The organism is Nocardia sp. NPDC059180, from assembly GCF_042754945.1.
Lineage (GTDB): Bacteria > Actinomycetota > Actinomycetes > Mycobacteriales > Mycobacteriaceae > Nocardia.
The window spans coordinates 816927-837487 of record NZ_JBHZBU010000002.1; the positions used below are offsets into that span (position 1 = coordinate 816927).

Consider the following 20561-nt stretch of genomic DNA (forward strand, 5'->3'; position numbering starts at 1 on the left):
GCCGCTTTCCGCGCCGTGTCGTGCTGACGCGGGGCCGCCGGGATTCGTCGTGTGGACCGTGCCGCCTCGGCGTGCCCGGCCTTATGTCAGGTCGGCGAGCAGTTTCTCGCGATCGGCCTTCGGGCGCTTCGGGCACGACGTGCACATCTGGCAGCCGGGCACCTCGTAGACCAGGCAGCAGGAGATCCGGCGGACGAAGGTGCGGTTGCCCACCTCGACAAATCGCGGGGCGGGCAGTCTGCCGCCGATCTCGGCCGCCAGACGCGCACCCGCCTCCGGGACGCCCGCATCGATCGCTCGATTGCCGATCGCATCGGCGACCACCGCCCACAATGCCGGTGCGCGAGCTCCGGAAACGGCCGCCACCTGCGCGATAGCGGCCGCGAGAGTATCCAGGAGCGCGATGGCCGCCTCGGACTGCTCGACACCGGGCTCGGCGACATCCTCGGCCGCTCCGGTGAGATCGCCGGTAGCTGAGCTACCGATCTCTGCGGTGCTTGCGGCGGATACCGCGAAGACGATCCGGTCGACGCCGCCGTCGGGGCGCACTTCACAGCCGATGCGATCCAGTTGCGCGATGGGCGCGCGCTCGCCTGCGGCGTAGGCCCGCGCGAGCGGCTCCACCAGCGCCGAGGCCACCATGCACCACCACAGGGTGGCGCCGACGCGCGGTGTGTCGGTCCCCCACGACCGCCCCATCTCGGCGATGCGTGCCCTCAGCCAGTCCGGGTCGGTGAGCATCCGGCCCGGGACCGTGTTCACGACATCAGGGGACTGCGCAACCATTGCCACTCGACTCCGATCCAGCCGCCGATCAAACCGAACGTTCCCAGCACCCACAGTGTCGCCACGACCAGCGCGGCGGTGGCCAGCGCGGCCAGCGCCTTGAACACGGTCCCCCGCCCGCCGTACCAGGCCATGACCTGCCGGTACCGGTCCCGCAGCCAGCCGAGCGCACGCCGCGCCCAGGAGAATTCGGTGGCGAGGATGCCGAGACCGGCGAAGACCATCGCCCAACCCGGTCCGGGGTAAGGAATCGCGACGATCCCGATGACGAGCACGACGGTCCCGACCAGCGCCACCCCGATCCGGTAGGCGAGGTTCAGGGTAGGGCGCGCGGAGATCCGGTCCCGGAAGGCGCGCCAGGAGTTCGGCTTGGTCGACGATTTCGGGTCCAGCTCGATGCTCACCATGCCAGCCTAGTGGGGGCTGGACCTCGCATGGCTGGAGCGGATGCGGAGGTATGCCAACGAGGTGCCGCGCACGGCCGCCGGACGCGGATGCGCACCGAACACCCGGATCCTCTTGCCGCACACGCCCACCGACACCACAGCAACCGCTACCCACCCGTGATGAACATGCCGCCGGAACCGGCAGAACCACCTGTGCCGCCGAGCATCCACCCCGCCCGAAGGCGGGGCGGGTACTCCTGCTCGGAGCCGGTCACACCAGCTGCGCCGCGACGCGACGACCGGACTCGTCGATATGAGCGATCCCGTCGACGCTGACCTCGATCACCCGTGCGCTGGCGATATCGAAGAACAGACCCGACACCGTCACCCCGCGTTCGGCGGCCGCACGGCTCACCGCCGGGTGCCGGTGCAGATGCTCGAGCTGCACCGCGATATTGACCATGCTGAGCTGGTCGACCTCGCCGAAGCCTGCGGCCTCGGCGGCCCGGCGGACCGGGTGGTCGTCGCGGAACCGGTCCAGGCTCGGCCGGGCGTGCTCGAGCCAGCCGTCGATCTCGGGTCCGCACGGTTGCCCGGAGTGCAGGGCGGTCATCGCCCCGCAGGAGGAATGTCCGCACACGACCACTGAGCGCACGCTGAGGTTCTGCAGCGCGAACACCAGCGCCGATTCCACCGAGGCGTCGCCGTGCTCGGGCACCAGATTGCCCACATTGCGCACGGTGAACAGGTCGCCGGGACCGCTGTTGGTGATGATGTTGGGCACGATCCGCGAGTCCGAGCAGGTCAGGAAGAACGAGTCCGGATCCTGCCGGTCCCGCAGCTCGTCCAGGTGCGGTCGCACCACATGGGCGTGGCCGCGGTGGTAGGCGGCGATACCGCTGACGATCGGGTCATGAACATCCTCGCTGCCCTTCTTCTCGTCGCGGTCGCTCACCCGCCAGGGGCCGAGCACATCGTCGAGGACGACGCGGCCGAAGCTGCGGGCGGGCGGTGCGCTGGTCGCGGCTTCCATCCGCGCCGAGCCGATCTCCACGAAATCAACCGTGCCGCCATTGGCCTCGTGCTGGCGGGCCCAATCGATGATGGCATCGTAGGCCGCGTGGTCGAGGAAGTCGACGGTCATCTCCACGGTGACGTCCACACCGCTGGGCACCTTGGCGAAGGTCGTCGACAGCTTCGGCAGCGCAAGGAAGGTGCAGGATCCGTCGATGCTCACCAGCCACCGGTCGCTGCCTGCCAAGGGTTTGGCGTCGATCACCACCCGCACGATCCGCCACAGGAGCAGCGCGAACGCCAGTGCAAGACCGATCAGCACGCCTTCGAGCAGGTTCAGGAACACCACCGAGGCAAGGGTGACCACGTAGACGACGAGGTCGCCGGTGCGGTGGGCCAGCTTGATGTGCGCCATTTTGACCAGCTGCACGCCGATCACGATCAGCAGTCCGGCCAGCGCCGCCATCGGGATCTGCTGTACCAGCCCGGCCAGCGCGACCGAGAACAGCAGCACCCACACGCCGTGCATGACCGCCGAGGCGCGGCTGCGCGCGCCCGCCATCACGTTGGTCGAGCTGCGCACGATGACACCGGTGACCGGCAGGCCGCCGAGCAGACCGGACACCACGTTGGCCGAACCCTGACCGATCATCTCCCGGTCGAAGTTCGCCCGCGGGCCGGTGTGCATCTTGTCGATCGCGACGGCCGACAGCAGGCTCTCCACGCTGGCGATCAGTGCGAAGGTGAGGATCATGACCGCGACGGCGGACCAGTTGCCGCTCGGGATTTCCGGCAGCGCGATCGCGTCGAACAATGAGCCGTCGAGCTTGATGCGCTGCACGTCCAGCGGCAGGACCAGCGACAGCACTGTGGCGAGCAGGATCGCCACCAGCGGGCCCGGCACCACTCGGATGCGCGCGGGCATGTATTTCCACCCGACCATGACCCCGATGACGACGAGGCCGATGAAGGCGCCACCGGCGTGCAGCGAAGTCAGCTGGGCAGGCAGGGAGGTGATGTTGGCCCAGGCCGAGCTCTCCGAATCACCGCCGAGCAGCACATGAATCTGCTGCAGTGCGATGGTGACACCGATACCGGCGAGCATCGCGTGCACCACCACCGGCGCGACGGCCAGCGCGGCGCGCGCGATCCGGCTCAAACCGAACACGATCTGTAACAGGCCCGCCGCGACGACGATGAAGCAGGTGACGCGCCAGCCGAATTGGTTGATGGATTCGGCGACGATGACGGTGAGGCCGGCCGCGGGGCCACTCACCTGCAGAACAGAGCCGCCGAGCGAACCGGCGACGATACCGCCGACCACGGCGGCGATGAGGCCGGCGGCGACGGGCGCGCCACAGGCGACCGCGATGCCGAGCGACAGCGGCAGCGCGACGAGAAAGACCACGATCGAGGACGGCAGATCGTAGCGCAGGATCGAGGACAAACGGTCGGACAGGGTGGGTCCGGGCGCCGGGTCGCCTGGCGGTGACAGCGGCGGGTTCGGATCGATCTTGGTAGCCATTGTTCTCCTTCGCCGACTCGGCAAACGCCGAGGTCGGTTGACGATCAACATGTCCAGTCGGGCAAGGACCGCGAACCGGCATCTCGCGGTGAAGAGGCTCTCGGCACGGCGACGGGCCGAGATTTAAACCGCAACAATGATATTGGTAAAGACTTAGCAAAGCCTGAGAAGCGGACATTTCGTACGTAGCGCCACAATCGGACCGGTGCGTGAGTCACATCACATGACACGTCCACTTATTGCGCCGCCGCACCTACCGCGCGTGCGGGCATAAGTGATGACACCGAGCCATATCGCTACTCGCGCGCCGGGCACGACAGGACGGGCCGGACGGCAGTCATCTCGCGATGTTCAGCAACAGCCGGACAGTGCGCACACGCCGGATACCCGCCACCCGGGCGGCCATCCGAAGATCCTGCGCTGTGATGGAATTCGCCTGGTCAGGAACATCGCGACAGGCGGGGCGAGGCGGCCGGAGATAGCGGCCGGGGCGTGACGACGTCCGTGATGCGGGATCGGTGTCGGTCGACATATTTCTCCTTCGCCGGCTCGGCGAATGCCGATCCGGTTCATCGGTGGAACATGCACTGGCATCGAGATCGAGCGCGGGCGGGGCGGTAGCGCGGACTCATCGTGCTGACTGTGACGCCCGGGCAACGCGGAACAGTTCGATAGTAAAGACTTACCAAAGCACCCGAAAAGGCTTTTGGTCCCGAAGATGACAACCGCTATCAAAATGTGACACAGGCCACAGTCCGGGCTTGTCAGGCATGGGAAGTGTTGGCGCACAGCACCGCAACGACAAAGCCCCCGGTCGAAATCCGACCGGGGGCTTGCTGGGTGGTCCCAGCTGGTTTCGAACCAGCGACCTTCCGCGTGTGAGGCGGACGCTCTCCCGCTGAGCTATGGGACCTTCTTCGGCCGATGCACGGCCATTCGGACCGCGCTGCGGGCGCCGTCCGAACGAGAAGGAACCCTAGCACGGAGTCCCCGGCGACCACCAAATCGCCCCTCCCCCAGCACGCCCGGATGATCATTCACGGACTGGTGCAATTCGGCACACGCCGGGTCGCGGCTATCCCGAGGAGATCCCGCTGCACGCCGGATCGGCCGGCGCCACGGCTGTCGCTGCCCAGCGCCAAAGGTCACAGACCATCCGTCCACGGGCCGACCCGACTCCGCGGACAATCGGACAGCACCCGTGCGCGATGCGGCTCCACGGCACCGCAACACAGGCTGCGAGCGCCGGCAGGAGGCCGATCCACGTCAGCAGAAGGGGGCACGACCGGTCAGCGAACACCGCGAGAACAGACAGCGCATGAACTACCCACGTGTAATTCGTTTTCCACCCCCTCTACCTGCGGATTTGTAGGTTGCGCCGAATGTCGGCTAATGTTCTGTCTCGCACCACGGAGGCGAACAACCCGCCACCGGGATGCAAAATGCGGATGTAGCGCAGCTGGTAGCGCATCACCTTGCCAAGGTGAGGGTCGCGGGTTCGAATCCCGTCATCCGCTCGAGAGGTAGGGCCAGGCAATAATTTTTCGCCGTCCCCCTTTGCGCGGTGGAGTGGCCGAGTGGTGAGGCAACGGCCTGCAAAGCCGTGCACACGGGTTCGATTCCCGTCTCCACCTCGCGCGATTAGCTCAGCGGGAGAGCGCTTCCCTGACACGGAAGAGGTCACTGGTTCAATCCCAGTATCGCGCACCACCGTAATAGCAGGTCAGCCCCGGCTTCGGCCGGGGCTTTCGTGTTTTCCGGACTAGTCGGTGCCCACCGCTAGGCTGGCGCCGGCAACGGCGAACCGACCGGGACATCTCGGTCCCAGCAGGGAGTCATACGGGTGGCGACAGACCGGATTCGGCAGCACCAGGACAGCGCGGGGCAGGCCACCGCCGCGGATACGACCGACGATATGGTCGACGATCTCGCCGATCACCTGAGCTTCGAACTCGACGACATCGACGAGCGCCTGGCCCGCCTGATCGACGATTACGCCGTCGACCGCCCGCGCGGCGCACAGATCCTGCGCTTACGCCTCGGCATCGGCGAGGACCGGCCGGAAACACTCACCAGAATCGGGGCCGGGTTCGACTTCTCCCGCGACCGGATCCGGCAGCTGCACACCCGCGCGGTCGGCGAGCTGATCCGCCAGGCCCAGCTCACCGGCAACCTGCCGGCGGCCGAATTCGAGCGACGGTATCCGAAGACGGCCAAGGACCAGCAGCTGGTGCGGGCGCTGCTGACCGAAACCTACGTCACCGCCACCGATCTCGTCGCCAACGAGCTGTCGTACCTGAAACTGCGCCTGGCCGGGCACGCCGCCGCCGACGCCAAGCGTGTCGCGGGATTCGTCACCCAGCGCCTGGCGGCCTGGCGCAAGAAGACCAACCACCGCCTGGCCAGACTGCATGAGGGCACACCGTTCCCGGTGAGCCACGACCACGTCTGGCTCGATCGCGTCGAGTGGCCACCCAGCGCGGGCTCGCCTACCGCCCTACCCACCGATTCGGCGCGCACCCTCGACGGCGACGACGACGGACGCGGCCACTTCTACCTCGACAAGGTAGGCCGCGACGTCGGCTTCGATTCCGGGCTCGAAGCCCGGCTGTTCGGTGTGCTCAATGCCGAGGAACGGGTCAGCACCTTCCAGGAGCACCCCGACGCCGTGCTCTACCGCCTCGACGGGGACGAGGGCGTCCACTTCCCCACCGCAGCCGCCCAGCTCACCGACGGTCGCCGCGTGCTGATCGACGTGCACCCGCTCGGCCAGGTCGCCTTCCGCGGGAACCGAGCGCGGGCCGCCGCGGCCCGCGCTTACGCGCACGACAACGGCTGGGGCTTGCTGATCTGGACCGGCTCCAGGGTCGGTCTCACCGAACTGCGCGAGCTTCGCGTCGACGCCGACATCGAGACCCGCCTCGGCGAGCTGGTAGAACGGGGCGCGGCGTCATGGCAAGTGATCAGGCAGCTACGCGCGGAGACCGGACTCGATCCGCTGGCCCTGACGGCCCTGGTGATCCGCCACGACTGGTCCTGGGACCGTGACTCGCTGCGGCTCAGCGCATCACCAGCGCCGCAGTCATGAACGTCACCAGCAGCATCATCGCGAAGATGGTGATCAGCTGCCAATGATTGATGGTCTGATGCAGCCTGCCGATCGCAGCGCGTAGCGCCCGGTCGGTGCGCTGCTGGTCGATGAGCTTGCGATTGACCTCCGCCACCGTGTCAGCGTGCTTCTGGGCGCTGTGCTCGGTGCGCTCCATCCGGTGGGTGAGCTTGGCGATCTGTTTGGTCTTGTCCCGCACCGATTTCCGCGACATGGCCAGGGCCGTGCGCTGGTTCACCAGCTCCTGGCGCTGCCGGGCCATCACCATCGCCTGCGTCTTGGTGTGCTGCTCCCAATCGGTCACCGATGCCCATCCCTTCCTCAACTCGTCGCGATAGCCCCACGCGACCTCGCCATCGATCCACTGACGCAGGAACTCGCGCAACTCATAGGGCTCCTGGCGCTGGGTCACCAGACCGCCGGATCCGGTTTCCAGCAGACCCGACACGGTGCGGTAGTCGCAGGCGTTGGGTTCGAGGTCCTCGATGCCGAGGGCGGGCAGCTGCGCCACCCAGAAACCGGGCGCGCACAACCACAGCACACCGGTGAATCCGATGGCGCGCAACCGATCCGTATGCGCCTGCGCCAGCTCCTGGGTGAGCGGACCGGTGCGCACCTCGATGGCGTACCGGCTGTCACCTTTACGCCAGTAGACGTCGACGGTCATCGAGCCGATGCGGCAGTCGACCACGGCCTCGTCGGCGCCGAAAGCGAGCATCCTGGCGGCGAGCCAGAACTTGAGTCGCTGAACATCCCATTGCGCGGCTACACACCGCGCGCATCCGCAGCCGTACCCGGCCGGTGACTCACGGGCCTGGCGCGTTTTCCCAGGTCCGTCCGATATCCCCAGGTCGGCAAGGATTGCCCGGCGCCCGCACGCGCTGTCTGTCCGCTGCTTCGTCTGCACGCGACCACCCACCTAACCCATCCCATAGCGACCTGCCCGGCACAGACCGGCACTTTCCAGGGTGCGGCAACCGGCCGGTCCCCGCCACCCTTTCACCGTCAGGCGTTATCCAGATGCGACTCGCCCGCCGCTCGCCTGCCGCCACGGTGTGATGTCGACCGCGTCCGCGTCGGACTGCGCGGCCGGGTCACGCCTCAGGATCGAGCGGATCAGCTCACGCAACCATAGATGTCCGGTGTCGGCGGTGTTGCGTGGATGCCACGCCATGCCGAGAGAAATATCCGGCAGCGGCAGGGGAATGTCGAAGGCGCACAGGTCCAATGGCGGCAGCAGGGTCGCGCTGAGGCGGGCCGGGGCCGGACAGACCAGCGTGCCCGCCCGGACCGCGAGCAGTGCGGTGGCGAGGTCGGGAACGGTGGCGACGACGCGGCGGGTGCGCCCGTGCAGGGCCAGCCGGTCGTCGATCGGCCCGCGGGCGCGGCCGACCCGGGAAATGCTCAGGTGCGCCGCCCCCGCGTAGGCCGCGACGGTGACCCGGTCGGTGATCAGCGGGTGCTCCGGTGCCGCCACCCCGATCCACCGATCGACCAGGATGTGCTGAACCACGGTCTCAGGATCGGTCTGCTCGATGACGCCCACCTCGATATCGGCGCGTCCCTCCCGCAGGGTGCCTGCGCCATCGAGGGTGTCGGGCAGGAAATGGACGGTGACGCCGGGTGCCTCGGTGCGGACGGCAGCCAGCAGTGGTCCCGCCAGTTCGGCGAGAACGCCGTCACCGGCCCGGATCGTGAACCCACGTTTGAGCGTCGCGGGGTCGAGGGCGGCGCGCGGGGTGAGCAGCGTGCGTCCCTGTTCGACCAGCCGGCTCACCTCGTAGCGCAGTTCCAGCGCCCGTGGCGTCGGCACCAGGTTGCGTCCGGCCCGAACCAGCAGCGGATCCGCCAGCACCCGGCGTAGGCGCGCCAGCGTGCGGCTCATCGCGGGCGCGGAGGTATGCAGCCGTTCGGCGGCCAGCGTCACGCTGTTGGTCTCCAGCAACGCGTCCAGCGCCACCAGCAGATTCATATCCAACGACTCCACCGGCGGATTATCACCAGTGCAACCAGGAGTCACCAAACTTGCTCGACCGAACCGGCTCAGCCTTGCCCGGTCGCGCAGCCCCGAGGACCTCGACAGTCGGTATCGGCGTGCCGAAGCGAAAGCGCGGTATGGCCCGTCAGGCGTCGCCCGCGTAGGCGCCCTCGGCCACCGGTGCGCCTTGTGGTGGGACCGGCGCAGCGGACCGACGGTTGCCGAGCACTTGGTAGGCGGCGGGGCGGATCGGACGCACCCATTGCGCGGCACGGGCACCCCGTGGCAGCTTCACGCCCATGTCGGCCATCATGTCGTCGAGGTTCTGGATCGCGAACGGTTCGATGGCGGTGCCGTGGGCGTGTTTGCCTCGAGTGCGCTCCTCCAGCCAGGCCAGGCGGTGGTCGGTGTGTTCGGCCATCGCCTCGAGGCCGGGCAGGGCCAGATCACCGGTCAGCAATGCGGCGGTCCAGTGTGCGCCCACTTCGGCGCCCAGCGCACTGATCAGCGACGAGTTGTAGCCGGCGAAGGTCAGGTGCGGCACACCGAGCGGAAGGATGTGGCGGTACAGGCGGAAGTTGCCGTTGTCGTCGGTCAGCTGCCGCTGGATGTAGGGGGTCAGGAACGGCACCCGCTGCTGGAAACCGGTGGCGCAGACGACGATATCGGCGGCGATCCGCTCCCCATCGGACAAGATCGCCGTCGGGCCGGACTGCCCGACGTGCAGTTCGGCGATCGTCGACTCGCGGCGAACACTGATCCGCCCCTCGGCGACCTGCTCGTAGAAGCCCTCGGTGGCCACGCTGACCGACTGGTCGGCGATCTCCTCGATCCGGCCCTGCGGCATCAGCCCGAGTTCGTCGAGCCGCAAGCGTTTTGCGGCCAGTGCCTGGACCAGATCCAGGTTGCTCTCCCGGAACGAGCGGCCGGGACCGTGCAGGAAGCGTTCGAAGCGCCCGGGTTCCTGATGACGGAAGTGGGCCGCACCGGTCCTGGTCAGCATGAGCTGCTCGGCGTCGATGCCCTTGGCCGGCTTGCGTGGCACCTTCCAGGTCAACCGGCGCGCCACGACCGTGGTCGAGGCCGCGACATGGCTGACGGCCTCGGCCAGATCGCAGGCCGAGCGGCCGTAGCCGACGATCACGACGTTCTGATCACGCACCGCCTCCACGTCGACGAACTGCGAGGCGTGCCCGAGCGCGCCGCCGCCGGCCTGATAGGCGTCCTCACCACGGAAGTACGGCATCGCGGGCTCGCTGGACACGCCGTTGGCGATCACCAGGTGATCGCAGGACGTGCGGTGAATGCCGTCGCCGTCGCGAATCTCGAGCAACCAGCCACCGTCCACCGGATCGGCGGCCACGACCTCGGTCCGCAGTCGCAGTGCGTTCTCGAAGCCGAACCGGTGCACGTATCCGGCCAGATACTCCTGCATCTGCTGCCCGTCGGGCACGCGTGGCCATTCGGCGGGCATCGGATGGTCGGAGAAGTGGTAGGTGTTCTTGCTCGTCTGCGCACGCAGGCCTGGATAATGCCTGGTCGCGCTCCACACCCCGCCGACGTCCGGGGTGCGGTCGAATACCTCGACCGAAAAGCCCGCCCGACTCAGCACTTTCGCGCAGGCCAAACCTGCGATACCCGCACCGACGATTCCGATACGGTTCCCGCTCCTCATGGGCAGGAGACTACGTCGCCGCGGCCCGCCAGCAAAGCGGAGCCCCGGTCACGGGGTCTGGCAGCGCGGCCGATAAGCCGTTTCGGGCGGACCCGGCGCCGCCGCTCGCGGTGATCCGGAACCTGGCGATGCGCTGGGAGCCGATCCCGTGACGAGCCCGGCAAACCCCTGGCACCACCGCTGCTGCGTGCTCAGAATTCGATCTCCACATCGGTGACCGGGTAGGCGACGCAGGAATGTGTGTAGCCGAAGGTGTGGTCCCGTCCGTCCGGCCGAGGAGTATCGATTACCGGGCGTCGTGTGCCGTCAGCAGACCGGTCAGCAGTGCAGTCACCGACGGCGCGAACAATCGCCGGGGCTCAGGGGCCGATTCCAGACCCACGATCAGGCCAGCTTCTTCAGCAGCTCCTCGGCCACTCCCGCGGACGAGGCCGGATTCTGGCCGGTGACCAGGTTACGGTCGACCACTACGTTCGGCGTCCACGCCGCGGCTTCGACGAAATCGGCGCCGAACGCGACCAGACGCTGCTGCAGCAACCACTTCGCCTTGTCGGCCAAACCGGCCTGCGTCTCCTCGGCATCGGTGAATCCGGTGAGACGATAGCCGGCGAAGGCATTCGTGCCGTCGCTCCTTGTCGCGGCCAGCAGGGCAGCCGGGGCGTGGCAGACCACACCGAGCGGCTTACCCGATTCCAGGGTCGCGACCAGCAGCGCGCCCGAGGTGGCGTCGACTGCGAGATCTTCCATCGGACCGTGACCACCGGGGTAGAACACGGCGTCGTAGTCGGCGAGCTGGGCGAGTTCCAACTTGATGGGATTGTTCAATTCTGTGCTGGCGGCGATGACGCCCGCCCTGCGGTCGGCCGTGCCCTGGCCCCCGTTGACTTCGGGCGCGAGGCTGGCCTGGTCCACCGCGGGCACGACACCGCCTGGGGTCGCCACGACGATCTCGTGCCCGCCCGCCTTCAGCGTCTCGAACGGAACGACGAACTCCTCGGCCCAGTAGCCGGTGGGGTGACGGGTTCCATCGGCCAGGGTCCAGTAGTCGACACCGGTCATCACGAACAAGACCTTCGACATGTTGTGCCTCCAGATTCGGATACGAAGGGGATTGACGCTTCACGCCGCACCGAGTCCGCCGGGTGCACGGACTGACACTCTGCGTACGGACCGTCAGCGGCGGCATCTCGAAAGTAGGCCCGTCGAACCCTCGTATGCCAATAGAACTGGCGATATCTGATATCGGCATTTCAATATCTCCGCTCCGAACCGGCCGGAGGCTTCCTCTCGGTCACCATCGCCGGGCCTCATCCAGCAGATGTCGCGCGACCAGATCGACATGACCTCCGCCCGTGGAACCGTGCCTGCGCGCCAGGAAGGCGGTATTGATCGGCGGGTCTTCGGTGTCGATCAGCTCGACGATGAGGCCGGCCGCAAGCTCGGCTTCGTATAGATAGCTCGGCAGGACACTGATGCCCGCACCGGCGCACACCGCCGCAAGCACTGCACGCAGGTCGTCGACGACCAACGCCGCTCGGGCGTCGAGACGGATACCGAAGACGTGGCGCCAGTAACGCCGCAGGATCGGCAGATCGGCTGCATAGCTGAGCAGCGCCAGGCCCGACAGCGCAGCGGGTCCCTCAGCGACCAGCCTGGACCGATCGACTCGCTCGGCGATCTCCGGCGCCGCGACCAAGCCGAACGTTTCATCGCAGAGAGCCTCGGCAATCAACGTCCGCCCACGAGGGCGCACCGTCGACACGACCAGGTCGAGCTTGCCCGCACGCAAGTCACCGAGCAGGTCGTCAGTGAGGCCCGTGCGCACATCCAACCGAACCCCGTCGGCGATCAGTGGAGCCAACGCCGGAATCCCCTTCGCCGCAAGGAAGTCGGCCGGACCGCCCAGCAGTACCGGCGGTTCCGGCGCGCGCGGCACATTCGGGCGGCCGGTGTCGACAACCGCGCTCAGGTCGTCGAGCGGGCCCGAAACCCTGGCCGCGAGATCGTGCGCCGCAGCTGTCGGAGCAACGCCCCTGGGCAGACGTTCGAACAGCGGACGTCCCAGATGACGTTCGAGCCCCTGCAATTGCTGCGTCACAGCGGGTTGGGAATATCCGGCCTGCCGCGCACCCGCGGTCATCGACCCCGCCCGGTACACCGCCAGGAACGTCCGCAGCTGAGTCAGATCGACCGGGGCATCAGCAGATCTATCGACCATCTGATCAATCTATCGGTGAACCAATCGGTATTGCCTGACACGTCCTGGGAACAAGCGGCGACAAACGGTACAGTTTCCCCGCATGAGGAGATTGGCGTCGCGTATCTGCGGCAATGCACCGACTCTTATGGACACATGAACAACACACCGGTCACCGTCGATCGCGCCGGGCTGTGGGATGCCGAAGCGCTCAGTGACGTCGCCGCGGCGACGTTCCCGCTCGCCTGTCCCCCGGACGCGACTGCCGACGATATCGAGATCTTCCTCGCCGAGGTGTTGTCCGGGGAGCGGTTCGGCGAATACCTGTCCGACCCGGCGCGCACGGTGCTCAAGGCGGTTTCGGGCGGCGAAATCGTCGGCTATGCGATGTTGTTCGGTGGTGAGCCGGTCGATCCGGAGGTCGCGGAGGTGGTCGATCTGCATCCGGTGGTCGAGATCAGCAAGATGTATGTGCTGCCCGGCCATCACGGGACCGGTGTGTCCACGGCATTGATGATGGCGGCGCTCGACCACGCTCGCGAGGAGGGCTACCCGGGGATGTGGCTCGGGGTCAATCAGGAGAACACCCGCGCGCAGAGTTTCTACGCCAAGCACGGTTTCGAACGGGTCGGCACCAAGACCTTCACCGTCGGCAACCAGGTGCATCACGACTACGTGATGCGCCTGGTGTTCTGAGACCCGCCGTCAGGCCAGCAGGCGCGCCTTCAGAGTGGCGACCTCGGCGTCGGTGATGCCGAGGCCGGTGCGGACGTAGTTGTCGAAGCTGCCGTATTCGGCGATGGCCTGGTCGAAGGCCGCGTCGAGCCAGGATGCCTCGACACCGTTGAGCAGATCGCCCGGTGCGGCGCCGCGGTATTCGTTGGACAGCAGGTAGTCCTCGGTCACGGTGGCGCGGTCGACACCGAGGATGGTGAGCAGCACCGCCGCCGTCCAGCCGGTGCGATCCTTGCCCGCCGTGCAGTGGAACACCACGGCACCACCGTCTTCGGCCTGCCCGTTCTCGACCACGTCCCGCACCACCGAGGCGAAGGCCGCGTTGGCGCCGGGCGCGGTGATGAACGCGCGGTACATGTCGCCACCGCCGGCCAGGCTGGAGACCAGATCCGGCAGGGGCGCGCCGCCGATCACGTCGTACCAGTTCGCCTGCGCACCGGCCGGGACCCGGTCCGGGGCGAGCGCACGCTCGTAGACGGTGCGTAGATCGTCGACGTCGCGGACGTTGCGCCTGGTCAGTTCGGCCAGGTCCGCGGGGGTGAGATGGTCGAGCTGATCGGTGCGGAACACCAGCCCGGTGCGCACCGTCCGGCCGTCGACGGTGCGGTAGCCGCCGAGATCACGCGCGTTACGCGCGCCCTCGAGGTGCAGGGAGCGGTCGAAGCCGACGGTGCTCGACGCGACCGGCGGATCGGCGGGCGCGATACCGGCCGCGGGGCCGAACGCGATGGCCGCGCCGGCGACCAGCGCGACCGGGACACGCAGTCGGTGACCGGCCATGGTGGAACGGTTGTCCATCGCGAAGCTCCCCTCATCGGCTCGCGGTACCCGCCACGACGCGCGGCACCCACGGCAATTCCCGCCCAGCAAACCAAGCCGGATACCGTGCGGTCAACCCGTTTCGGCGAGTCGTCGCCGTTCAGGCGGTTACTTCGAACCGCGACAACGCCAGCAGACGGGAAATGGCGCGCAAATACTTCTTGCGGTAGCCACCATCGAGCATCTCCTGGGAGAAGATCTCGTCCAGCTTCGCACCGGAGACGGTGACGGGGATGCTGGCGTCGTAGAGGCGGTCGGCCAGCACGACGATCCGCAGCGCCACGGCCTGATCGGTCACCGGGTGCACGTTGTCGATGTAGACCGCCGAGACTCCGGAGATCAGCGCGCCGTACTTGGACGGGTGCAGGGTGCTCAGATGTTTCAGCAGCTGGTCGTATTCATCCAGCGTCGAGCCGGGGGTGGCGGCGGCGCGTTCGGCGAGTTCCTCCCGGGACGTGGGCTCGGGTGCGGGCGGAAGATCACGGTGCCGGTAGTCGGGGCCGTCGACGCGCACAGGCTGGAAGATCGCGCCGAGCTTCTTGATCTCGCGCATGAAGTCCTGTGCGGCGAACCGACCCTCACCGAGTTGGCCGGGCAGTGTGTTGGACGTCGCCGCGATGGACACTCCGCTGGCCGACAGCTCGGTCAGCAGGCGCGAGACCAGCATGGTGTCGCCCGGATCGTCGAGCTCGAATTCGTCGATGCACAGCACGCTGTTGGCGCTGAGCCGCTCGACGGCGTTGGTGAATCCGAGCGCGCCGACCAGGTTGGTCAGCTCGCCGAAGGTGCCGAACGATTTGGGCGCGGGCGCGCTGTGGAAGATCGAGGCCAACAGGTGGGTCTTGCCGACGCCGAATCCGCCGTCGAGGTAGAGCCCGGCGCCGTCGACCTGCTTCTTCTTACCGAACAGGCCCTTCTTCAGGGAGGCCTTGTGGATTTTGGCGACCTGCCCGGAGAACTCCTCGGCCTTGCTCACCGCGGCGGCTTGGCTCGGTTCGTTCGGATCGGGGATGTAGGAGGCGAAGCTGACCTCGTCGAACATGGGTGGAGGAACCATCTGGGCGACGAGTTGATCCGCCGGAACCTCAGGATGGCGATCGACGAGGCGTTCTTGCATGGACGAAGCCTAATGACGTGGTGTGATGTGTGTTCATGCAGCGTATCCACAATGCGATCCAGCTCACAGGACTGACCGACGACGACCTCGCCCAGCTCTACGGCTATCCCAGCGGGCTCGACCGTCCCTGGGTGCGAGCCAATTTCGTCTCCAGTATCGACGGTGCCGCCACCAGCGACGGCGTGTCGGGTGGTCTGGGTACCGACGCCGACCACCAGGTTTTCGCGATGCTGCGGGAATTGGCCGATGTCGTGCTGATCGGGGCGGGCACCGTGCGGGCGGAAAACTACGGGCCGGCCAAGACCGATCCAGCTCTGCGCCGCCACCTGCACGATCTCGGGATCGGCGGAAACCGCGAGGGCGCGCCGCCGCCCATCGCCGTCGTCACCGCCAGCGCCGCGTTGGACGCGGCAGGGCGACTGTTCACCGAGGCCGGCGACACCGGCGCAGCGACCCGCGCCCCGCTGATCATCACGACTGCGGCGGCACCGGCCGACCGCAAGCGACTGCTCGCCGAGGCGGGGGCGGAGGTGATCGAAGCAGGCGACGTCGCGGTGGCCCCGCACGATGCGCTGGCAGTGCTTGCCGACCGCGGCCTGCTGCGGGTGTTGTGCGAGGGCGGACCGCACCTGTTCGGTGACCTGCTGGAAGCCGGGTGCGTCGACGAGCTGTGCCTGACCACCTCGCCGGTGCTGATAGGGGGCACCGCGCGGCGAATCTCGCTGTCACACGAGGAGTTCCGCACCTCGATGACGCCTGCCCACATCGTGCTCGCAGACGACGGCACGATGCTCACTCGGTGGGTGCGGTCCTGAGGGCCTATGTGAAACACGGCACGAGACCTGGCAGGGTGTAACGCATGCGCTGGACTCGGGCCGCGGTGCTGGCCTCGACACTTTCGATCATGATCGCCGGATGCGGGGCCGGACCCTCGGATCGCCCCGGCGTGGCCATCGAACGTCCGCCGGTCGCGGGCGAGGCCACCACCTCGGCCGCGGCCGAGCCGCCACCCGAGGCCGAAGTACCGAAGACGGATCTGAATTGGCGCGAATGCACCGCGCCGACCCTCGATCTGCTCGGTCTCGGACCCGCACCGGAGGGTCTGCTGCTGGAATGCGCCGAGTATTCGACCCCGATCGATGCCTCGGGGGCCATTCTCGGCTCCTTCCGCAACGGCGCCATCCGTGCTCGCCTGCCGCAGACTCCGGCCGACGCGGCGCCGCTGGTGTTGACCTCGGGCACGGACCGCTCCTCCACTGCAACCCTCGCCGGGCTCGCGGTCGGGCCCGCGAATGCGATCCTGGCGCAGCGCCCGATCGTCGCGGTGGATCGGCGCGGCATCGGCAGCTCGCAGCCGATCGACTGCCTGCCACCCGAGATCCGCACCGGCATGCACGACAACGCCCAATTCGCACCAGGTGACGCCGCCCAGGTCGACACCATGGCCGAACTGAGCCAGGACGCCACCATCGCCTGCCGCGACTTCCTACAGCCCTACGACGGCACCTTCGACGCCGCGCACGCCGCCGACGATATCGAGCAGCTGCGCAAACAATGGCAGGTCGAGCACATTTCGCTGCTCGGCACCGGCAACGGTGCGCTGGTCGGCATGGCCTATGCCCGCAAGTTCGGTGATCATCTCGCCCGGCTGGTGCTCGATTCGCCGCATGCGGTCGGCGTCGACGCGGTGACCGGAAGCGAACAGCAGGTGCAGGGTGCCGAGGCGGCGCTGACCGCCTTCGCGCAGCGCTGTGTCGGCGTCGGATGCTCGCTCGGCCCCGATCCACGGGCGACCATCACCTCGCTCGTCGGCAAGGCCGCCGCCGGGGACCTCGGCGACATTTCGGCAAACGCCTTGCTGACCGCGATCACCGGTTTCCTCGGCAGTCCGCGCAGCGACCAGACCAGCCGAGTGGCCGAACTCGCCGACGCGCTGTCGGCGGCCGACCGCGGCGACCTGGGGCCACTGCGGACTCAGATCCAGCGCGCCACCTCCGCCACCGCCGATGACGGACAGTTCGTCAACGGCTGCACCGACACCCAACAGCCACCAACGGCGGGCAAGGTCACCGAGCTGTCGGAGGACTGGGGCGCCAAGTACCCGGTGTTCGGACGGTCCGCGGCGATCTCCCTGCTGACCTGCTCGGCCTGGCCCGTACTCACCCCGCCGGCGCCGCCGGAGAAGCTCGATCTGCCGGTGCTGGTGCTCGCCGGTGTCGCCGATCCAGTCAGTGGTAGCGGGCAGGCCTCGGTCACCGGTGCGCTCGGTCGCGCGGGTGCCCGCAATGCCACGCTCACCTGGCAGGGTTACGGCCATCCGGTGTCGAATCACTCCGGCTGCGCCCAGCGGGCAGTGGTGGAGTATCTGAAGGACGCGAAGCTGCCCGCCGACGGCACCGCCTGCCCGGCCTGATCGAGAGCCCCGGGCGGCCCCGCAGCGCCCGGGTTCTCGGCGTCGTCGGACACCGTGTCCTGGGCGCGCCGGGGCGGGTCCGGGCAACCATCTGGGCACGATCCGGTGTACCGTGCCCCAGTGTTACTTCGACAGCTCGAGCCCCGAACAGCTCGCACCACCGCCGAGGTGATCAAGTTCGCACTGTGGCCCCTTGCGGTCATGACCGTGCTGAACCGGGTCTTCATCAAGGCTGTCAACGGTTTCGTCACAGACGATTACAGGCCCGTCTACCAGGCTTCGCTGGACTTTCTCAACGGACGTGCGGTCTACACGGCCAATTTCGATTCGGTCGACCCGCACTACCTGTATCCGCCTAGTGGCACCCTGATCTTCGCGCCGATCGCCTTTATCGACTACGAGAAGTCGCGGTGGCTGTTCATCCTGCTGAACGCGGTAGCCATTCTGATCGCCTGGTACCTGCTGCTTCGTCTGTTCAACTACACGCTGAAGTCGATCGCCGCTCCTGCCCTGCTGCTGGCGATGTTCATGTCCGAGACGGTGATCAACACTCTGGTCTTCACCAACGTCAACGGATGTCTGCTGGCGGCGGAGCTCTTGTTCATCATGCTGCTGCTGAAACGGCGGGACTTGTGGTCGGGAGCGATACTCGGCTTGACGATCGCGGTCAAACCGACACTGGCGCCACTACTGCTGATAGCGGCCGCGCGGGGCCAGTGGAAGGTATTCATCACCGCACTGGGCGTGCCATTCGTGCTCAACGCGATCGCCTGGCCGTTGATGAAGGACCCAGGCGACTTCCTGCGTCGAACAGGGCCCTACATCATGGAGACCCGCGACTACTTCAACAGCGCAATTGCAGGCAATGCCGAGTACTACGGCCTGCCGCCGTGGCTCACCTGGACCATGCGGCTCGGCCTCGGTGTGATCGTCGCGATCACGCTCTGGCTGCTGTACCGCTACTACCGCCACGACGAACTGTTCTTTGTCTGCACCAGCTCAGGCGTCCTGCTGACGGCCACGTTCGCCCTGTCGTCGCTGGGCCAGATGTACTACTCGATGATGCTGTTCCCGTTCCTCATGACGGTGGTGCTGCGCAATTCGGTGCTGCGCAACTGGCCGGCCTGGTTGGCGATCTTCGGATTCATGAGTTACGACAAGTGGCTGTCGGACCGCTGGCAGAGCCTGGGCCGCAACCTCGAATACCTGCGCATCACCTTCGGCTGGAGCCTGCTGTTGATCGTGGTGTTCTGTGTGCTCGGTGAACGGTATCTGGCCGCGCGCCGGGAGGGCCGACTGAAGTTCGGTATCGATCCCGCGTGGATGGCGACGGCACCGGACCCGCGCGGTCCTGCTGAGCCGGTGACTGTGACCGACATCGCCGACGACGGCGATGAGGCGACGTCAACGACCCTGCGCACTACGCAACCGCGCAATAGTTCGCCGACGGCGGAGGACAAGCGCATTACCGTGGAGTGATGAGCTCCGAATCGGACACCTCCATGCCCGCCCCGCGCATCCAGCTGACACCCCAGCAGTGGCGGTCGAAGTTGAATCCCGAAGAGTTCGCGGTGCTGCGCGAAGCCGCCACCGAGCGGCCCTTCGTCGGCGAATACACCGACACCAAGACCGAGGGCATATACGCCTGCCGTGCATGTGGCGCCGAACTGTTCCGCAGCACGGAAAAGTTCGACTCACACTGCGGCTGGCCGTCGTTCTTCGATCCGGCCGACTCCGACGCGGTGATCCTGCGAGCCGATGATTCGCTCGGCATGCGCCGGGTCGAGGTGCTGTGCGCGAACTGCCACAGCCACCTCGGGCACGTCTTCGAAGGCGAGGGGTACCAGACACCCACCGACCAGCGTTACTGCATCAATTCCATCGCGCTGCGGCTGCACCCCTCGGACACCGCAACGTCTCAGTAAACCCGACGCGCCGTGCGCAAACGGTACGCAGCCAGGCCCGATGGCGCATGCCCCGAAAGTTCGGGGCATGCGCGCTCAGAATCTCAGGGCAGCGCGGTGATCAGCTGCTCCACCTCGACCCGCGGGCCGGTGAAGAACGGCACTTCCTCGCGCACGTGCAGACGCGCCTCGGTGGCGCGCAGATCGCGCATCAGGTCGACGATGCGGTGCAGCTCCGGCGCCTCGAAGGCGAGAATCCACTCGTAGTCGCCGAGGGCGAACGAGCTGACCGTATTGGCCCGCACATCCGGGTAGCCGCGTGCTTGCTTGCCGTGGTCGGCGAGCATCTTGCGACGCTCCTCATCGGGCAGCAGGTACCACTCGTAGGACCGCACGAACGGGTAGACGCAGATGTAGTTGCCCGGATCCTCACCGGCCAGGAACGCCGGGATATGGCTCTTGTTGAATTCTGCGGGGCGGTGGATGGCCACATTGCTCCACACCGGGGCGCTGGCCTTGCCGAGCGCGGTGGTGCGACGGAAGTCGGCGTATACCGCCTGCAGGTCCTCGATCCGTTCGGCGTGCGTCCACAGCATGAAGTCGGCGTCGGCGCGCAGGCCCGCAACGTCGTAGATACCGCGCAGCACTACCCCGCGGTCTTCCAGTCCATCGAAGAAGGCTCGGGCCTCCTTGATCGCCGCTTCCCGATCGTCGCCCAGCGCACCGGGTTGCACCTGGAACACCGAGAACATCAGGTACCGGATGGTCGAATTGAGAGCCTGGTAGTCGAGTCGCGCCATACCCCCATCGTGCCACTCGGCCGTCCGCCCGCCGCCGTCATCCCCACCACATTGCGACGGTTGACCGGCAGGACGCGGGCAGGCGTTCGGAGGAAGCAAAGGC

Annotated in this window: 17 protein-coding genes and 4 tRNA genes; 9 read left to right on the forward strand and 12 right to left on the reverse strand. The window is 67.3% G+C overall.

Translation table 11 applies throughout. From position 1 onward, the window contains the following. Window positions 1–81: 81 nt before the first annotated feature. The 4 genes from ACFXNW_RS09800 to ACFXNW_RS09815 form a co-directional block, all read right to left on the reverse strand. Window positions 82–762, reverse strand: a complete 681-nt coding sequence (locus tag ACFXNW_RS09800; protein ID WP_379417216.1) for a (2Fe-2S)-binding protein — start codon at window positions 760–762, stop codon at window positions 82–84. Beyond that, window positions 759–1190, reverse strand: a complete 432-nt coding sequence (locus ACFXNW_RS09805; RefSeq protein WP_379417217.1) for a TIGR02611 family protein — start codon at window positions 1188–1190, stop codon at window positions 759–761. The genes ACFXNW_RS09800 and ACFXNW_RS09805 overlap by 4 nt, the downstream gene beginning before the upstream one ends. Window positions 1191–1443: 253 nt before the next feature. Next, window positions 1444–3711, reverse strand: coding sequence for a SulP family inorganic anion transporter (locus ACFXNW_RS09810; protein ID WP_379417218.1), 2268 nt, complete (start codon window positions 3709–3711; stop codon window positions 1444–1446). A gap of 841 nt (window positions 3712–4552) precedes the next feature. Further along, window positions 4553–4624 (reverse strand) — tRNA-Val (locus tag ACFXNW_RS09815). 531 nt (window positions 4625–5155) lie between these two features. Here ACFXNW_RS09815 and ACFXNW_RS09820 point away from each other — a divergent pair. The 4 genes from ACFXNW_RS09820 (at window position 5156) to ACFXNW_RS09835 (ending at window position 6799) form a co-directional block, all read left to right on the forward strand. Continuing rightward, window positions 5156–5228: transfer RNA gene (locus tag ACFXNW_RS09820), tRNA-Gly, on the forward strand. A 46-nt stretch (window positions 5229–5274) separates the two neighbouring features. Then, a tRNA-Cys gene (locus tag ACFXNW_RS09825) sits at window positions 5275–5345 on the forward strand. A 1-nt stretch (window position 5346) separates the two neighbouring features. Next, window positions 5347–5421 (forward strand) — tRNA-Val (locus ACFXNW_RS09830). A 133-nt stretch (window positions 5422–5554) separates the two neighbouring features. Next, window positions 5555–6799, forward strand: a complete 1245-nt coding sequence (locus ACFXNW_RS09835) for a sigma factor-like helix-turn-helix DNA-binding protein (RefSeq protein ID WP_379417219.1) — start codon at window positions 5555–5557, stop codon at window positions 6797–6799. On the opposite strand, the gene ACFXNW_RS09840 is transcribed toward ACFXNW_RS09835, so the two are convergent. From ACFXNW_RS09840 to ACFXNW_RS09860, 5 genes are all read right to left on the reverse strand, one after another. Beyond that, complete coding sequence (locus ACFXNW_RS09840; RefSeq protein WP_379417220.1) at window positions 6771–7727, reverse strand: DUF4239 domain-containing protein; 957 nt, start codon at window positions 7725–7727, stop codon at window positions 6771–6773. The two genes, ACFXNW_RS09835 and ACFXNW_RS09840, sit on opposite strands and share 29 nt — an antisense overlap. A gap of 105 nt (window positions 7728–7832) precedes the next feature. Then, complete coding sequence (locus ACFXNW_RS09845; RefSeq protein WP_379417221.1) at window positions 7833–8807, reverse strand: LysR family transcriptional regulator; 975 nt, start codon at window positions 8805–8807, stop codon at window positions 7833–7835. Between the two features lie 136 nt (window positions 8808–8943). Further along, on the reverse strand, window positions 8944–10473 hold the full coding sequence (locus tag ACFXNW_RS09850) for a flavin-containing monooxygenase (protein WP_379417222.1): 1530 nt from the start codon (window positions 10471–10473) through the stop codon (window positions 8944–8946). A gap of 384 nt (window positions 10474–10857) precedes the next feature. Then, window positions 10858–11553, reverse strand: a complete 696-nt coding sequence (locus ACFXNW_RS09855) for a type 1 glutamine amidotransferase domain-containing protein (protein ID WP_379417223.1) — start codon at window positions 11551–11553, stop codon at window positions 10858–10860. A 211-nt stretch (window positions 11554–11764) separates the two neighbouring features. After that, the gene (locus tag ACFXNW_RS09860; protein ID WP_379417224.1) at window positions 11765–12691 is read right to left on the reverse strand and encodes a LysR family transcriptional regulator; all 927 of its coding nucleotides are present in this window, start codon (window positions 12689–12691) and stop codon (window positions 11765–11767) included. A 135-nt stretch (window positions 12692–12826) separates the two neighbouring features. Here ACFXNW_RS09860 and ACFXNW_RS09865 point away from each other — a divergent pair, with 135 nt between their 5' ends. Then, complete coding sequence (locus tag ACFXNW_RS09865) at window positions 12827–13366, forward strand: GNAT family N-acetyltransferase (protein WP_379417225.1); 540 nt, start codon at window positions 12827–12829, stop codon at window positions 13364–13366. 9 nt (window positions 13367–13375) lie between these two features. Here ACFXNW_RS09865 and ACFXNW_RS09870 read toward each other — a convergent pair whose 3' ends face one another. Both ACFXNW_RS09870 and zapE read right to left on the reverse strand, forming a co-directional pair. Continuing rightward, window positions 13376–14203: a tyrosine-protein phosphatase gene (locus ACFXNW_RS09870; protein WP_379417226.1), complete on the reverse strand. Its 828-nt coding sequence runs from the start codon at window positions 14201–14203 to the stop codon at window positions 13376–13378. Between the two features lie 121 nt (window positions 14204–14324). Next, window positions 14325–15341, reverse strand: coding sequence for a cell division protein ZapE (gene zapE, locus ACFXNW_RS09875; protein WP_379417227.1), 1017 nt, complete (start codon window positions 15339–15341; stop codon window positions 14325–14327). Window positions 15342–15376: 35 nt separating this feature from the next. On the opposite strand from zapE, the gene ACFXNW_RS09880 reads away from it, so the two are divergent. The 4 genes from ACFXNW_RS09880 to msrB all read left to right on the forward strand — a co-directional run bounded on the left by ACFXNW_RS09880 (window position 15377) and on the right by msrB (window position 19679). Beyond that, entirely contained in the window at window positions 15377–16156 is a 780-nt protein-coding gene (locus ACFXNW_RS09880) for a pyrimidine reductase family protein (protein ID WP_379417369.1), read from the forward strand. Window positions 16157–16200: 44 nt separating this feature from the next. Continuing rightward, window positions 16201–17754 (forward strand): alpha/beta hydrolase, encoded by a 1554-nt coding sequence (locus ACFXNW_RS09885; RefSeq protein WP_379417228.1) that lies wholly within the window; start codon window positions 16201–16203, stop codon window positions 17752–17754. Between the two features lie 120 nt (window positions 17755–17874). Continuing rightward, window positions 17875–19233: a glycosyltransferase family 87 protein gene (locus ACFXNW_RS09890; RefSeq protein ID WP_379417229.1), complete on the forward strand. Its 1359-nt coding sequence runs from the start codon at window positions 17875–17877 to the stop codon at window positions 19231–19233. Next, a complete protein-coding gene (gene msrB, locus ACFXNW_RS09895) occupies window positions 19233–19679 on the forward strand; it encodes a peptide-methionine (R)-S-oxide reductase MsrB (protein ID WP_379417230.1) in 447 nt (148 codons plus the stop codon). The genes ACFXNW_RS09890 and msrB overlap by 1 nt, the downstream gene beginning before the upstream one ends. 83 nt (window positions 19680–19762) lie before the next feature. Here msrB and hemQ read toward each other — a convergent pair whose 3' ends face one another. Further along, the gene (hemQ, locus tag ACFXNW_RS09900) at window positions 19763–20458 is read right to left on the reverse strand and encodes a hydrogen peroxide-dependent heme synthase (RefSeq protein ID WP_379417231.1); all 696 of its coding nucleotides are present in this window, start codon (window positions 20456–20458) and stop codon (window positions 19763–19765) included. Between the last annotated feature and the right edge of the window lie 103 nt (window positions 20459–20561).

Bases quoted from the DNA above. Each gene is read 5' to 3' on its own strand.
- ACFXNW_RS09880 (WP_379417369.1), top strand. From the start codon at position 15,377: ATGCAGCGTATCCACAATGCGATCCAGCTCACAGGACTGACCGACGAC.
- ACFXNW_RS09855 (WP_379417223.1), bottom strand. From the start codon at position 11,553: ATGTCGAAGGTCTTGTTCGTGATGACCGGTGTCGACTACTGGACCCTG.
- ACFXNW_RS09885 (WP_379417228.1), top strand. From the start codon at position 16,201: ATGCGCTGGACTCGGGCCGCGGTGCTGGCCTCGACACTTTCGATCATG.
- ACFXNW_RS09810 (WP_379417218.1), bottom strand. From the start codon at position 3,711: ATGGCTACCAAGATCGATCCGAACCCGCCGCTGTCACCGCCAGGCGAC.
- zapE (WP_379417227.1), bottom strand. From the start codon at position 15,341: ATGCAAGAACGCCTCGTCGATCGCCATCCTGAGGTTCCGGCGGATCAA.
- ACFXNW_RS09850 (WP_379417222.1), bottom strand. From the start codon at position 10,473: ATGAGGAGCGGGAACCGTATCGGAATCGTCGGTGCGGGTATCGCAGGT.
- ACFXNW_RS09860 (WP_379417224.1), bottom strand. From the start codon at position 12,691: ATGGTCGATAGATCTGCTGATGCCCCGGTCGATCTGACTCAGCTGCGG.
- ACFXNW_RS09870 (WP_379417226.1), bottom strand. From the start codon at position 14,203: ATGGACAACCGTTCCACCATGGCCGGTCACCGACTGCGTGTCCCGGTC.
- hemQ (WP_379417231.1), bottom strand. From the start codon at position 20,458: ATGGCGCGACTCGACTACCAGGCTCTCAATTCGACCATCCGGTACCTG.
- msrB (WP_379417230.1), top strand. From the start codon at position 19,233: ATGAGCTCCGAATCGGACACCTCCATGCCCGCCCCGCGCATCCAGCTG.
- ACFXNW_RS09865 (WP_379417225.1), top strand. From the start codon at position 12,827: ATGAACAACACACCGGTCACCGTCGATCGCGCCGGGCTGTGGGATGCC.